Annotated in this window: 10 protein-coding genes; 3 read left to right on the plus strand and 7 right to left on the minus strand. The window is 68.9% G+C overall.

The annotated features are described in order from the left end of the window. Positions 1-75 precede the first annotated feature (75 nt). Positions 76-1,020, plus strand: coding sequence for a transposase (locus tag M2351_RS14965; RefSeq protein WP_264656912.1), 945 nt, complete (start codon positions 76-78; stop codon positions 1,018-1,020). Positions 1,021-1,284: 264 nt separating this feature from the next. On the opposite strand, the gene M2351_RS14970 is transcribed toward M2351_RS14965, so the two are convergent. The 6 genes from M2351_RS14970 to lldP form a co-directional block, all read right to left on the minus strand. After that, positions 1,285-2,040, minus strand: a complete 756-nt coding sequence (locus M2351_RS14970; protein ID WP_264656913.1) for an SDR family NAD(P)-dependent oxidoreductase — start codon at positions 2,038-2,040, stop codon at positions 1,285-1,287. An 8-nt stretch (positions 2,041-2,048) separates the two neighbouring features. Beyond that, positions 2,049-2,723 carry a LutC/YkgG family protein gene (locus M2351_RS14975; protein ID WP_264656914.1) on the minus strand — a complete coding sequence of 225 codons (675 nt, stop codon included), beginning with the start codon at positions 2,721-2,723 and terminating at the stop codon, positions 2,049-2,051. Further along, the gene (locus M2351_RS14980) at positions 2,716-4,140 is read right to left on the minus strand and encodes a LutB/LldF family L-lactate oxidation iron-sulfur protein (RefSeq protein WP_264656915.1); all 1,425 of its coding nucleotides are present in this window, start codon (positions 4,138-4,140) and stop codon (positions 2,716-2,718) included. The genes M2351_RS14975 and M2351_RS14980 overlap by 8 nt, the downstream gene beginning before the upstream one ends. Next, complete coding sequence (locus tag M2351_RS14985; RefSeq protein ID WP_264656916.1) at positions 4,133-4,903, minus strand: (Fe-S)-binding protein; 771 nt, start codon at positions 4,901-4,903, stop codon at positions 4,133-4,135. The genes M2351_RS14980 and M2351_RS14985 overlap by 8 nt, the downstream gene beginning before the upstream one ends. A 19-nt stretch (positions 4,904-4,922) precedes the next feature. Further along, positions 4,923-7,805 carry an FAD-binding and (Fe-S)-binding domain-containing protein gene (locus tag M2351_RS14990; protein ID WP_264656917.1) on the minus strand — a complete coding sequence of 961 codons (2,883 nt, stop codon included), beginning with the start codon at positions 7,803-7,805 and terminating at the stop codon, positions 4,923-4,925. Between the two features lie 264 nt (positions 7,806-8,069). Next, positions 8,070-9,767: an L-lactate permease gene (lldP, locus tag M2351_RS14995; RefSeq protein ID WP_264656918.1), complete on the minus strand. Its 1,698-nt coding sequence runs from the start codon at positions 9,765-9,767 to the stop codon at positions 8,070-8,072. 391 nt (positions 9,768-10,158) lie between these two features. On the opposite strand from lldP, the gene M2351_RS15000 reads away from it, so the two are divergent. Both M2351_RS15000 and M2351_RS15005 read left to right on the plus strand, forming a co-directional pair. Beyond that, positions 10,159-10,920 carry an FCD domain-containing protein gene (locus M2351_RS15000; RefSeq protein ID WP_264656919.1) on the plus strand — a complete coding sequence of 254 codons (762 nt, stop codon included), beginning with the start codon at positions 10,159-10,161 and terminating at the stop codon, positions 10,918-10,920. Positions 10,921-11,065: 145 nt separating this feature from the next. Then, positions 11,066-11,251 carry a twin-arginine translocase TatA/TatE family subunit gene (locus M2351_RS15005; RefSeq protein WP_264656920.1) on the plus strand — a complete coding sequence of 62 codons (186 nt, stop codon included), beginning with the start codon at positions 11,066-11,068 and terminating at the stop codon, positions 11,249-11,251. Between the two features lie 150 nt (positions 11,252-11,401). Here M2351_RS15005 and clpB read toward each other — a convergent pair whose 3' ends face one another. After that, the gene (gene clpB, locus M2351_RS15010; RefSeq protein WP_264656921.1) at positions 11,402-14,068 is read right to left on the minus strand and encodes an ATP-dependent chaperone ClpB; all 2,667 of its coding nucleotides are present in this window, start codon (positions 14,066-14,068) and stop codon (positions 11,402-11,404) included. Positions 14,069-14,178 lie beyond the last annotated feature (110 nt).

Genomic DNA, 14,178 nt, shown 5'->3' on the forward strand with positions numbered 1-14,178 from the left:
GGGGCGGTCAACCTTCCTTGGAGACCGAACGGTTGCTTGGGGCGTGACCCCGCAGCACAAGGAAGGAGCGCAAGGATGACACACCTGATCCCGTCTGTCGGCCTCGATTGTGGCCGGGATTGGCTCGATGCCGCCCTGTTCCCCGGCCCGGCCCGCCTGCGCGTCGCCAACACCTCGGAGGGGCGGAGCGCGCTGGCGTCCTGGATCCGCGAGCGCGGTCTCGCCCGCGTCGGGGTCGAGGCCAGCGGCGGCTACGAGCCCCCGGTCCGCGACGACCTGGGCGCGGCCGGCTTGGCCGTTCACGTCCTCGATGCGGCCCGCGTGCGCCACTTTGCCAAGGCCAAGGGCCGGCGTGCCAAGTCGGACGCCATCGATGCTCCGCTGATCGCCGAGTTCACCGCCACCCTGATCGACGGCCCGCCCGCGGCGCCCGACCACGGACGGGAGGCGTTGGCCGGCTTGCTGCGTCTGCGCCGGCGGTTGGTCGATCAGAGTGCCGATCTGCGCAAAGCGGCGGTCGGCCTGCCGAGGGAGGCCGAGGCCACCGTCGGCGGCGCGCTCGCGGCGTTGGACCAGGCGGTGGCCGCCGTGGAAGCGCTCATCGCCCGGCGGGTGGCGGCCGACAGGGCGCTCGGAGAGCGCGTCGCCGCGCTTCAGAGCGCCCCGGGCATTGGGCCGGTGACGGCGACGACCCTGGCGGTTCGGCTGCCCGAATTGGGGGCACTGAGCGGCGCCAAAATCGCCGCGCTGGTGGGGGTGGCGCCCTATGCCGCCGACAGCGGCGAGCACCATGGCGAGCGCCACATCGCCGGCGGGCGCACCGATGTGCGCCGGGCGCTGTATATGGCGACGCTGACCAGCGCCGTCCGTGGCCGCGGCGTCCTGGCGCGGTTCTATGCTCGACTGATCGCCTGCGGCAAGAAGCCCAAGGTGGCGTTGGTCGCCTGCATGCGCAAACTGCTCGTCCGCCTCAACGCCATGCTCGCCCACCACCAAACTTGGCACGAGCAGACCGCCTAGAGGCCGACGGTCGGCGCTCGCCGCCGACCACATGCCCAGCCCAGCGAACCGGGGGCGCGGACCGGTCAAGGCCGCAGCCGCCCGCAGGGCGGGCGCGCGCCAGCGCGAGCCTTGACAGGGAGCACCCCCGGTTCACTCACCACCTCCCAGAAAACACGGTTGCTCCCCCCATCTTCGACGGGGGGAGGAGTCAATCCCCTCCCCCGCGACGTGGGGGAGGGTTGGGGTGGGGGCCCAACGCGACACCCCGCCAATGACCAAACTTCAATACGGCAGCCGCTCGCCGTTCCAGGCGAAGAGGCCGCCGCTGTCGGCGGGGGTCAGGCCATTGAGGACCGTCAGCAGGTGGGCGGCGGAGACCTCGGGCGGGAACAGCCGGCCGTCGGCGACGCCGGCCTGGAAGGGCTTGGACAGGTCGGTGTCCACCGTGCCGGGATGCAGCGCCACGCACAGCGCGTCGGGGCGGGTGCGGGCCAGTTCGATGGAAGCCGTGCGGACGATCTGGTTCAGCGCGGCCTTGGCGGCGCGGTAGCCGTACCAGCCGCCGAGGCGGTTGTCCCCGATGCTGCCGACCTTGGCGGAAATGGCGGCGAAGACCGACCGGCCGCGGCGCGGCAGGCGGGGCAGCAAGTGTTTGGCGACCAGCGCCGGGCCGATGGCGTTCACCTGGAACAGCGTGGCCATGGCCTGCGGGTCGAGCGAGCGCCAGCTTTTCTCCGGCTGGATGCCATCGCCGTGCAGGAGCCCGGTCGCGACGAACACGAGGTCCACGGTGCCCGCCGCCTCGGCCGCCACGGCGATGGTGCCCTCGTCGGCGAGATCCAGGATGCCCGTTTGCAGCTTCGGCGCTGATTCCAGGCGCCGGCGGGCGAAGGCCAGCACCTCCGCCACGCCGGGATCGGCGAGCAGCAGCCGTGTGACGGCGGAGCCGATGCCGCCGCCGGCGCCGATCACAACGGCGCGGACCGGACGGTCGAAGCCCGTCAGTCCCGCGAAACCGCCCCGAACGCTGTCGCCCATACGCCTCCTTACCGGATGACCACCACCACCAGCCGTTTCGGGCCGTGCACGCCGTAGGCGAGCGTCTGTTCGATGTCCGCGGTCTTCGATGGGCCGGAGATCAGCAGCGCGTTGGTCGGCATGCCGTCCGCCCAGCGGTTTTCCGTCATCGCCTGCCAGAAGGTGTCGTACAGCTGGTCGGCGTGCAGCAGCGCCACATGCATGTGCGGCACCAGCGACATCAGGCGCGGTTCCTCCGGCGTCGGCCAGACGATCAGGCTGCCGGTGTCGGCGATGGCGCCCAGCGTCGTGGTGATGCCGGCGTCGATGCCGTCGAACAGCCGTTCCTTGAAGGTCTCCACCGGGCCGTCGTAGGGCACCAGGTCCGGCCCGCCATCCGCCCAAGCCGCGGCAATCCGCTGCCCGGCCTCCGTCGCCGTGCCGTAGAGCAGGGTGCGGGTGCCCTGCGCCTTCAGGAAATCCTGCACGGCGGTCGGCCAGTCGGCCTCCGTGGTCTCCAGGAACTCGGTGTGGACCGCTTCCATCATGGTCTTGATGCGGTCCAGGCGTTCGGACGGCGCCCATCGCTTGTCGCGCAGGACGGTGAAGTCGGACTCCGGCGGGGTCAGCGGGTGCGCGTCGCGGCCGGCGCGCAGCTTGCCTAGGATGGCGTTCCGGGAGTCGGTGGGACGGGCCTCAGACATCGGGAATTCCCTTCTCGCGGGCGAGGTCGTGGAGCGTGCGGCGGGCGAAGCGCGGCTTGGCCCGCACGTTCGTCCACTCCTTCAACAGCGGAAGCGAGGTTGGGGCCGCGTTGCCCAATTTCGCCAGCAGCCCCGTCGCGAAGCGGTAGGCGAGCGGGGAGGCGTAGGTCATCGACCAGCCCTTCCACACCATAGCCTCCGCCTTGCTGGCGCGAGCGCCGGCGCCCTTCACAGCGTCGCCGGGGTGGACGGCCTCCGCGCGCAGGCGGCCCATGATCTCGACGATCGGGATCTTCACCGGGCAGATCTCGACGCAGGCGTTGCACATGGTGCAGGCGTGCGGCAGCTCGCCCCGCTTGCCCAGCCCTTCCATCTGCGGCACGAGGATCGAGCCGATCGGGCCGGGGTAGGGCGCCTCGTAGGCGTGGCCGCCGACCTTGGTGTAGACCGGGCAGTGGTTCATGCAGGCGCCGCAGCGGATGCAGCGCAGCGTGTTGCGCAGTTCCTCGTCGGCGTAGATGGCGGACCGGCCGTTGTCGAGGATCACCAGATGGATCTCGCGCGGGCCGTCCTTCTCTCCATCCTTGCGGGGGCTGGAGATCATGTTGACGTAGGTGGTGATCGGCTGGGCGGTGGCGGAGCGGGTCAGCAGGCTGATGACCGGCGGCACGTCCTCCAGCTTCTCCACGACCTTCTCCAGGCCCATGACGGCGATGTGGACGGGCGGCACAGTGGTGCTCATCCGCCCGTTGCCCTCGTTCTCCACCAGGCAGAGCGTGCCCGTCTCCGCAACCGCCATGTTGACGCCGGAGATGCCGACGTCAGCCGCCGCGAACTTCTTGCGCAGGATGCGGCGGGCGAGGTCGGTCAGCTGGGCCACGTCCTCCGTGTATTCGGCATCCTTGATCTTCTGCTTGAAGAGGTGGGCGATCTGCTTGGTGTTCATGTGGATCGCGGGCATGATGATGTGCGAAGGCATCGCCTCATCAAGCTGCACGATGTATTCGCCGAGGTCGCTTTCCAGGCTTTCGATGCCGTGCTGTTCCAGGAAGGCGTTGAGGTGCATCTCCTCCGACACCATCGACTTGCCCTTGACCACCAGCTTCGCGTTCACGCGCTGCATGATGGACAGGACGATGGCGTTGGCCTCGTCGGTGGTGGAGGCCCAGTGGACCCGGATGCCATTGCGGGTGCAGTTGGCCTCCAGCTTTTCCAAAAGCTCCGGCAGCTTGGACAGGGCGCGCAGGCGGACCGAGGCGCCGAGCGCGCGGACCGCGTTCCATTCCCGGCTGTCCGCGAACTGCACCGCGCGCTTGGACATCAGCCCGTCCATGGCGCGGCGGAAGTTGGCGCGCAGCTGCGGGTCCTGGAGCGCCGTCGTGGATGCCTTGGCGAAATTCACGCTGGTCTCACCCATGGGTGCGCTCCTTCAGGAACTGGGCGATGTGGACACCGCGCACCGGCTTCTTGCCGCCTTCCAGCGCGCCGGAGATATTCATCAGGCAGCCGCAGTCGCCGGACACCACGGTCTTGGCCCCGGTGTTCTCAATGTCCGCGACCTTGTCGCCGACCATGGCGGCGGAGATCTCCGGATGGCGCACGGCGAAGGTGCCGCCGAAACCGCAGCATTCCTTTTCCCGCTGCAACTCCACTAGCTCGACGTTGGCGAGCTGGCGGAGCAGGGCCTTCGGCTCCTCGACCACGCCCATTTCGCGCTGGGCGTGGCAGGAGGCATGCCACGTGACGCGCACCGGTTCGCCGTGGTCCTCGAATTTGACATTCAGGACCTGGACGAGGAACTGGGTCAGCTCCCACACGCGCGAGGCGACCTGTTTGGCGCGGGCTTCGTCGGGCTCGCCCTTGAACAGGTCGGGCCAGTGCTTCTTCATCATGCCGGCACAGGACCCCGACGGCACGACGATGGGCCAGTCGCCGGGGAAGAAGTCCAGCTGCGCGCGGGCGACCTTCAGCGCCTCCTCCCGGTAGCCGGAGTTGTAGGCGGGCTGGCCGCAGCAGCTCTGCCCCTGCGGGAAGACCACGCGCAGGCCCTGGGCCTTCAGCAGGTCGATGCCGGCCATGCCGGCCTCGGGGTAGAACAGGTCCACCAGACAGGTGCCGAAGTAATAGACGCTGTCGGGGCGGGGCCCCGAAAACGGGACGGTCTCGCCGTTGATGCTCATCTCTTCTCCCTCCCCGCGCTTAAAAGGCGGGTTCCGACACGCGCGCGCCAGCCGGGGCCGCAGCCTTCGGCGTCGAACGTGCGTCGACCAGATACACGATGGAACGGTACGGCATGCCCGAGTGGTCGGACAACCCGATCTCGCAGGTCCGGCTGGTCGAATAACCGGACTTGGCGTCGGCCGGGATGTCCTTGGTCAGGTGCCGCAGGGCGTGGGCGTTCAGTTCGGGCCGGGTGAAGCCCTTGTCGCCGGCGAAGCCGCAGCAGCCGACATCCTCCGGCACCACCACCCGCTCGGCGCAAGCGGCTGCGACCGCCTTCAGCTTGCCGTCCAGCCCCATGCGGCGGGTGGAGCAGGTCAGGTGCAGGACCACCGCCTCCTCCTGCTTGGTGAAGACCAGCCGGTCGAGCAGCTGGTCGTGGATGAACTCCACGAGATCCAACACCTGGAGGCCGGCGTCGGTCAGATGCTTCTTCAGGCGGAAGGCGCAGGGGCTGGTGTCGATGACCACCGGCGCGGTGCCGTTGCCGCTGGCCGCCCAGATGGCGCGGACCATCTCGTCGGCCTTCGCGTCGGCCTGATTGGTGAGGCCCTTGCTCTCCAGCGGCATGCCGCAGCAGAGCGCCGACAGGTTGTCCGGATAGGCGACGCGGAAGCCGGCCTTGCGGAACAGGCCTTCCACCTTCACCGGCAGCGGGGTGGTTTCCGGATCGTCGGCGGCGGGACCCATGGTGCGGCTGACGCAACTCGGCACATAGACGACCGTGGGGGCATCCCCCGGAGCGGCGGCCGGAGCGTTGGCAGCGAGGGGGGTGAAGCTGGCCGCGGTGGGCAGGGCGCGCGGCAGGTGCGGCAGACGCTCCCCGGTCAAGGTGTGCAGCTTCTCGAACAGCGTATCGGCCGTGTCGTTGCCCAGCGTCCGCTTGGCGAGGTCGGCCAGCCGCAGGCCGGTGCGGGCGACGGCCAGCGCGCCGGCGGTGTGGTTGGCAATGAAGGACCCGACGCCCTGGGCCATGGCGCCGTGCCGGTCGCCGCGGATCGCCTTGATCAGCAGCCCCGTCTCGATCCCCACCGGGCAGGCGGTGGAGCACAGGCCGCAGGCCGCGCAGGTGTCGATGCCCTGGTAGTCGTAGGCCTCGTGCAGGGCGTTCAGCCGCTCCGCGTCGGCGCCGGTGGCCTCAAGCCGCGCGATCTCGCGCCAACCGACGATGCGCTGGCGGGGGGACAGGGTCAGCTTGTGCGACGGGCAGGTCGGCTCGCAGAAGCCGCACTCGATGCAGGTGTCGACCAGCCGGTGCGCGGCGGGCATCGCCTTCAGGTTCTTGAGGTGCGCCTCCGGGTCGTCGTTCAGGATGACGCCGGGGTTCAGCAGCCCTTCCGGATCCAGAAGCGCCTTGATCTCCTTCATCAGGCCGTAGGCCTGGCTGCCCCATTCCATTTCCACGAAGGGGGCCATGTTGCGGCCGGTGCCGTGCTCCGCCTTCAGGGAGCCGTCGTACTTGCGCACGACCTGGTCGCAGACCGCGTCCATGAAGCGGCGGTAGCGGTCGACCTCTTCATCCGTGTCGAAGGCCTGGGTGAAGACGAAGTGCAGGTTCCCTTCCAGCGCGTGGCCGAAGATGATGGCCTCGGTGTAGCCGAACTTCAGGAACATGGCCTGAAGCTCCACCGTCGCCTCGGCCAGCCGGTCGAGCGGGTAGGCCACGTCCTCGATGATGACCGTGGTGCCGGCCTTGCGCATGGCGCCGACCGCCGGGAACAGGCCCTTGCGGATCTTCCAGTAGCTCTCGCCGGCCTTGGCGTCGGTGGTGAAGGCCACGTCGAACAGGGTGCGGGTCTGGGCCAGCACGTTGGTGACCGCGGCGATGTTCGCCTGAAGCGCCGCCGCGTCCTCCCCGCGGATTTCCACCAGCAGGGCGGAGGCGTCCGGTCCCAGCCCGCCGATGAAGTCGGGCATGCCCGGCTTGCCGTCCACCGAACGCAGCGAGGCGCGGTCCATCAACTCCACCGCCGAGACGGGCGTCGGCTTCATCAGCGCGACGGCGCGGCAGGCCTCCCCGATGTCCGGGTAGATCAGCAGGGCGTTGGCCTTGTGGGCGTGCTCCGGCACCGTGTTGTAGGTGATCTCGGACATGAAGCCGAGCGTGCCCTCCGACCCGATCAGCAGGTGCTGGAGGATGTCGACGGGCTCTTCATAGTCGACCAGCGCGTTCAGGCTGTAGCCGGTGGTGTTCTTGATGCGGAACTTGTTGCGGATGCGCTCCGCCAGCTTGTCGTCGGCGCGGATGCGCGAAGCCAGATCGGACAGGCCGGCGAGCAGGGCGCCATGGCTGGCCGCGAAGGCCTTGCGGCTGTCGGCGGAACCGGTGTCCAGCAACGTGCCATCGGCGAGCACGAGCCGCATGGAGGCCAGCGTGCGGTAGCTGTTCTGCGCCGTGCCGCAGCACATGCCGCTGGCGTTGTTGGCGGCGATGCCGCCGATCTTCGCGGTGGCGATGGAGGCCGGGTCCGGCCCGATCTTGCGCCCGAAGGGGGCGAGCTTGCGGTTCGCCTCCGCCCCGATCACGCCGGGCTGGAGCGTCACCGTGGCGGCGCCCTGCGGGATGGTGCAGCCGCGCCAGCCGTCGCCGAGCAGGACCAGCACGGAGTCCGTCACAGCCTGGCCCGACAGGCTGGTGCCCGCCGCGCGGAAGGTGACCGGGGTCTTCAGCGTCCGGCAGGCGTCCAGCAGGCGCACCACCTCGTCCTCCGCCTCCACCACCGCGACGATCTTCGGGATCAGGCGGTAGAAGCTGCCGTCGGTGCCGTAGGCCAGCGTGCGCAGCGGATCGGTGATCAGGCGCTCGGCCGGCATGAACTCCCGGAGGGCCGCGTGGAGACGGTCGTAGGGCGCGGGCAGCATGATTCTCGGGGCCTCCGGAGGCTGGGACCGGTCGGCGACTCCTCCGCTCGCCGGTCGGGTTGCTCGGGTCCGGGCGGTGTTGTTTCAGCCGCCGCGTGGGCGGGCTTCTTTTGTGCCGCGGACTGTTCGTTCGGTGACTGTTTGTCGGATAATCGATTTACCCGAGCGCTGCAATGGGAAAATTAGTTGACCAAGCGGCGCATCGGGAATGAGGACGGCGCCATCCGTCCAAAACGTGGAGGATGGCGCCGGCTCCCGGACTGCTTAGGGGATCATCCAGGGCAGGATGTAGCTCTGGATCATCGTGATGATGCCGATGATCGCCACGAAGAACAGGCTGTGCTTCACGGTGAAGCGGAACAGCTCCGACTCCCGGCCGACAAGGCCGACCGCGGCGCAGGCCACGGCGATGGACTGCGGGGAGATCATCTTGCCGGTGACGCCGCCGGTGGTGTTGGCTGCGACCATCAGCACGTCCGGCGCCCCGATCTGCTGCGCGGTCGTGGCCTGGAGGCCGCAGAAAAGCGCGTTGCTCGACGTGTCGGACCCGGTCAGGAACACGCCCAGCCAGCCGAGGATCGGCGAGAAGAACGGGAACAGCGCGCCCGTGCCGGCCAGCAGAAGCGCCAGCGTGGAGGACAGGCCGGAGTAGTTGGCGATGAAGGCGAAGGCCAGCACCATGCCGATGGAGTAGATCGGGCGCTTCAGCTCGTTCAGCGTTTCGCCGAAGGTCTTCACGCCGTCCGCCGGGCTCATGCGCAGCATGATCATGGTGACGATCGCGGAGATCAGGATGGCCGTGCCGGTGGCCGACAGCAGGTCGAGCTTGTAGACGGCCTCGATCGGCTTCGGCGAGGCGACGATCGGGGCGGCCTTCAGAACGAGGTTGTTCAGGCCGGCGACCGGGAAGTACAGCACCGTGTCGGCCAGTGCGCCGCCCTTGGCGAACAGGGCCTTGAAGGGCTTCAGGCTCCAGATCGTGACGATCACGGTCAGGATCAGGAAGGGCGACCACGCCTTGACGATCTGGCCGGTGGTGTAGGTCGGCTGGACGCCGGCGTCACGCACCGCCATGGCGCCGACCGACTGCGGCACCGGGCCGACCGGAGTGGAGGCGAGCGGGGAGTGGGCGAAGCGGAAGACGGCCTTCGGCTTCCACAGCTTCAGGAAGACGGTGATGCTGATCAGGCTGACGAGCGCGGAGGTGATGTCCGGCAGCTCCGGCCCGATGAAGTTGGCGGTGAAGTACTGGGTGACGGCAAAGCTGCCGCCGGCGACCAGGATGGCCGGCCAGGTCTCGCGGATGCCCTTCCAGCCGTCCATGATCATGATGATCCAGAAGGGGACGAAGACGGACAGCAGCGGCAGCTGGCGGCCGGCCATGGCGCCGATGCGGAAGGGGTCGAGGCCCGTCACCTGGCCGGCGACGATGATCGGAATGCCCATGGCGCCGAAGGCCACCGGGGCGGTGTTGGCGATCAGGCAGAGGCCGGCGGCGTAGAGCGGGTTGAAGCCCAGGCCGACCAGCAGCGCCGCGGTGATGGCGACCGGCGCGCCGAAGCCCGCCGCACCCTCGAGGAAGGCGCCGAAGGAGAAGCCGACCATCAGCATCTGGAGCCGCTGGTCCTCGGTGATCGAGACCACCGACGAGCGGATGATCTCGAACTGTCCAGTCTTCACCGTGATCTTGTAGAGGAACACGGCCGCCACGATGATCCAGGCGATCGGCCACAGACCGTACAGGAAGCCGTAGACGGCCGACATCAGCGCCATGCCGACCGGCATCTGGTAGAACAGGATCGCCACGGCCAAAGAAATCGCCACGGTGATCGTGCCGGCGACGTGCCCCTTCATGCGCAGAACGGTCAGCGCGACGAAGAAGAAGATGATTGGCAGCGCTGCGATCAGCGCCGAAATCCAGATGTTGCCTACGGGATCGTAGACTTGTGTCCAGGTCTGCATGTTTCCTTCCTATGCGCCATTCTCGGTACAGTGCTTTGGTGCGCGACCTTGTTGCTGACCCGATCCCCGCCGCCGTTAGGGCGCGCGCCGCCGCCTTCCTTTCGCGGCACGATGGCCGGTGGAAAGCTGTTTTTGTCAGGTCCGAGCGCGGTCAATTAATCTGACCAAAGATGCGCCGAGAGATACATTGTGTTGCCCATGTTTGCAATGTGGAAAAATTCGTTTACCCAAGGGTGGCATTGGGAGCGTATTCTTGCCACTGGCAGACGGTCCTGACCGGTCAGGAGTGGACGCGGCTAGAGCGCAGCGATATCTAATGGACGCGGAGAAGCAGGGAATCGGGGCGATGCAGGATCAGGGGCACGGCCAGGGACAAGGCCAAGGACAAGGAATGATCAAACCGGCGAAGCTGGCCGACGCCATCGCGGACCATCTGGAGACGCTGATCCGGGAAGGAGTCCTGCGCCCGGGCGAGAAGCTGCTGCCGGAGCGCGAACTGGCCCTGAAGCTGGACGTGTCGCGCCCGTCGCTGCGCGACGCGCTGGTGAAGCTGGAGGAGCGGGGGCTGCTGGTCACGGGCCGCAACGGCACCCACATCGCGGATTTCCTGGCGCCGATCGCCGGGCCGCTGGCCGCACTCCTGCAATCGGACCCGGAGGCCACCTTCCATTACCTGGAGTTCCGCAACGCCATCGAGGCGGAGGCGGCGGGGCTGGCCGCGCAGCGGGCGACCGACCTGGACCGGGAGGCGATCCGCAGCCTTGCGGACCGCATGAAATCCGCCCACGGCAAGGACGACCCGGCGGAGGAGGCGGACGTGGACGCGGACCTCCACTTCGCCATCTACGAGGCGGCGCACAACCTCGTGATGCTGCACATCATGGGCGCCCTGTCCGACATGCTGCGCAACGACGTCTTCTACAACCGGGAGAGGTTGTACACGCGGTCCGGTGTGCGGGAACTGCTGCTGGCCCAGCATCTGGCCGTGGCCGAGGCCGTGCTGGCCGGCGACGCCGAAGCGGCGCGTGCGGCGGCCTCGGCCCACGTGTCCTTCACCATGCAAACCCTGCACGAAATCCGCGAGGACGACGCCCGGCGCGAGGCGTCCCTGCGCCGCATCGGCCGGGGCGACCTGATCGACAGCGAGTCCTGACGGAACGGCCCGGAGCCACCTGTTCCGGGGCCACCTCTTTTTATCGGGCACGTCGTGGTTGCGCGCGGAAGCGGCAGACGGTTAGTGTGGTCCCCAAACGGGTTTCGACTTTCGGCCCCGCGTTCCTGGTCCATCGGAGACGGTTATGGGTAGCTTCAGCGTCATGCATTGGGTGGTCGTTCTGCTGATAGTCCTGCTCCTGTTCGGAGCGGGCAAGCTGCCGAACGTGATGGGCGACCTTGCGAAGGGCGTGAAGGCCTTCAAGGCCGGCATGAAGGACGAAGAGAACGCCGAGGCGCCCAAGCCCGGCGAGCCGAAGTCGCTGACCTAAGAAAAAGCCCTTCTCCCCCCTTGGGGAGAAGGATTTGGGATGAGGGGGCGGCCGTAGGCCGGAAATGCGCTGCATTGAGGCTGCGTTTCCGCCCTGCGGGCGCCCCCTCACCCTAACCCTCTCCCCAGAGGGGAGAGGGGCTTTTAGGTGTTAGTGCACCGCGGCACTCCGGCCACCGGTCCCGCTCAGGGCGAAGCCCAGTTGCGGGCGTTCGGGGGCCTTGAAGCCGGTGGCGCGGTCTTCCTCGACGGGCAAGCCGTCCAGAGACAGGCGTCCGTCCAGCACCGACAGGTGCAGGGTGGCGCGCTCGCCCACCTCGCCGTCCAGGACGCGCTCGGCGATCGGGTCCTCCACCAGGTTCTGCACCGCCCGCTTCAGCGGACGAGCGCCGAAGGCCGGATCCCAGCCGAGGTCGCCCAGCCGCCGCCGCGCCGCGTCGTCGGCGGTCAGCGACAAGCCGCGTTCGGCCAGACGCTCGTTCACGCGGGCCAGCTGGATGTCCACGATGTGGGCCATCTGCTCGCGACCCAGCCGGCGGAAGATCAGGACGTCGTCCAGCCGGTTGAGGAACTCCGGCCGGAAGGCGCGGCGCACCGCGTCCATCACCTCGACCCGCGCGCCCTCCAGGCTGTCATCCTCGCCGAGCGCGGTCAGAGCCTCCGCCCCCAGGTTGGACGTCATGATCAGGATCGCGTGGCGGAAGTCCGCCGTGCGGCCCTGCCCGTCGGTCAGGCGGCCGTCGTCGAGCGCCTGCAGCAGGACGTTCAGCACGTCCGGGTGCGCCTTCTCGACCTCGTCCAGCAGGACGACCTGATAAGGCCGGCGCCGGATCTTTTCGGCCAGCGTGCCGCCGTCGTCATAACCGACGTAGCCCGGAGGCGAGCCGATCATGCGGGCGACGGAGTGCTTCTCCATGTACTCCGACATGTCGACGCGGGTGACCGCGTTCTCGTCGTCGAACAGGAAAGCGGCCAGCGACTTGGCCAATTCCGTCTTGCCGACGCCGGTCGGGCCCAGGAACAGGAAGGAACCGGTCGGCCGGTTCGGGTCCTTCAACCCGGCCCGCGCCCGGCGCACCGCCTTGGACACGGCGCGCACCGCCTCCTCCTGGCCGACGACGCGCTCGGCCAGCTTGTCCTCCATGCCCTTCAGCCGCTGCCGCTCGCCTTCCAGCATGCGATCCACGGGGATGCCAGTCCAGCGGGTGACCACCGCGCCGATGTCCTTCGCCGTGACCTCCTCACGCTCCGTGTTGGCGCGGGATTCGGCCTCGGCCAGGCGCTTCTCCAGGTCGGGGATCACGCCGTAGGCCAGCTCGCCGGCCTTGGCCCAGTTTCCGTCGCGCTGCGCCTGCTCCAGCTTGGTGCGGGCTTGGTCAAGCTCCTCCTTCAGTTGGCGCCCCGCGGTGCGGCGGGACTGGCCGGCGCGCCACTCCTCTTCCATGGCGGTCAGCTTGGCCTCGTCCACCGCCAGCTCCGCCTCCAGCTTGTGCAGACGGTCCTGCGAGGCGGCGTCGGGCTCGGCCTTCAGGGCCTCGCGCTCGATCTTCAGCTGGGCAACGCGGCGTCCGACGGCGTCCAGCGCCTCCGGCTTGCTGTCGATGGCCATGCGCAGGCGGCTCGCCGCCTCGTCGACGAGGTCGATGGCCTTGTCGGGCAGGCGGCGGTCGGCGATGTAGCGGGCCGACAGCTGCACCGCCGCGACCACCGCCGCGTCGGCGATGCGCACGCCGTGGTGCACCTCGTACTTGCCCTTGATGCCGCGCAGGATCGACACGGCGTCCTCATCGGACGGCTCATCCACGTTCACCGGCTGGAAGCGGCGGGCCAGCGCGGCGTCCTTCTCGATGTACTTGCGGTACTCGTCCGGCGTGGTGGCGCCGACGCAGCGCAGCTCGCCGCGCGCCAGCGCGGGCTTCAGCATGTTGGCGGCGTCCATGGCACCATCGGTGCGGCCGGCGCCGATCAGCGAGTGCAGCTCGTCGATGAACAGGATGATGCGGCCGGCCGCCTGCTGGACTTCCGCCAGCACGGCCTTCAAGCGCTCCTCGAACTCGCCGCGGAACTTGGCGCCGGCCAGCAGGGCGGTGAGGTCGAGCGCGAGCACGCGCCGGTCCTTCAGACCCTCCGGCACGTCGCCGGAGGCCAGCCGTTGGGCAAGTCCCTCCACCACGGCGGTCTTGCCGACGCCGGGCTCGCCGATCAGCACGGGGTTGTTCTTGGTGCGCCGGGCCAGCACCTGGATGGTGCGCCGGATCTCGTCGTCGCGGCCGATGACCGGGTCCAGGCGGCCCTGGCGGGCCTCCTCCGTCAGATCGCGGGCGTATTTGGCGAGCGCTTCGCCCAGCTGCTCATCCTCCTGGGTGTCGGCGGGGCGGGTTTTGCGCAGGGTCTCCACGCTCTGCACCAGGACCGACGGATCGACGCCGGCGCGGGTGAACAGGGCGTGCATCGGGCCGCTCTGCGCGGCGAGAGACTCCAGCAGACGCTCCGGCGTGACGAACTTGTCGCCGGCGCCGCGCGCCGCCTCGACGGCGCCTTGCAGCACGCCGGCCAGTTCCGGCGACATGTAGATCGGATGCGGGCCTTCGCCGTTGGCGCGCGGCTGGCGCGCCAGGGTTTCCTCGGCGGCGGTCTTCAGAAGGTCGGGGTCGCCGCCGGCATCGCGCACCAGCTTCGCGGGCACGCTGCTGGCGTCTTCGACCAGCGCCTTCACGAGATGTTCGGGGGTCAGCTGTTGGTGGCGTCCGGCGAGAGCCGCCAGTTGCGCGGCCTGAATGACGCCGCGCGCACGGTCGGTGAACAGACCGAAGTCCATCAGGCACTCCGTTATGGTTCCCGCCCTATCAAGAGGCGCGGGAAGGCGATGTCGGTGACCCGCACCATGCGCGGTCGTCGGTCGCCTCGAAAAAGCAGATGGGCAAAGGG

Origin of the sequence: Azospirillum canadense (assembly GCF_025961225.1) — a bacterium.
Classification (GTDB): Bacteria; Pseudomonadota; Alphaproteobacteria; order Azospirillales; family Azospirillaceae; genus Azospirillum; species Azospirillum canadense.

Excerpts from the sequence above, each read along its gene's own strand:
- M2351_RS14965 (WP_264656912.1), top strand. The coding sequence starts at position 76 with ATGACACACCTGATCCCGTCTGTCGGCCTCGATTGTGGCCGGGATTGG.
- M2351_RS14975 (WP_264656914.1), bottom strand. The coding sequence starts at position 2,723 with ATGTCTGAGGCCCGTCCCACCGACTCCCGGAACGCCATCCTAGGCAAG.
- M2351_RS14970 (WP_264656913.1), bottom strand. The coding sequence starts at position 2,040 with ATGGGCGACAGCGTTCGGGGCGGTTTCGCGGGACTGACGGGCTTCGAC.
- M2351_RS14985 (WP_264656916.1), bottom strand. The coding sequence starts at position 4,903 with ATGAGCATCAACGGCGAGACCGTCCCGTTTTCGGGGCCCCGCCCCGAC.
- M2351_RS14980 (WP_264656915.1), bottom strand. The coding sequence starts at position 4,140 with ATGGGTGAGACCAGCGTGAATTTCGCCAAGGCATCCACGACGGCGCTC.
- M2351_RS15005 (WP_264656920.1), top strand. The coding sequence starts at position 11,066 with ATGGGTAGCTTCAGCGTCATGCATTGGGTGGTCGTTCTGCTGATAGTC.
- clpB (WP_264656921.1), bottom strand. The coding sequence starts at position 14,068 with ATGGACTTCGGTCTGTTCACCGACCGTGCGCGCGGCGTCATTCAGGCC.
- lldP (WP_264656918.1), bottom strand. The coding sequence starts at position 9,767 with ATGCAGACCTGGACACAAGTCTACGATCCCGTAGGCAACATCTGGATT.
- M2351_RS14990 (WP_264656917.1), bottom strand. The coding sequence starts at position 7,805 with ATGCTGCCCGCGCCCTACGACCGTCTCCACGCGGCCCTCCGGGAGTTC.
- M2351_RS15000 (WP_264656919.1), top strand. The coding sequence starts at position 10,159 with ATGATCAAACCGGCGAAGCTGGCCGACGCCATCGCGGACCATCTGGAG.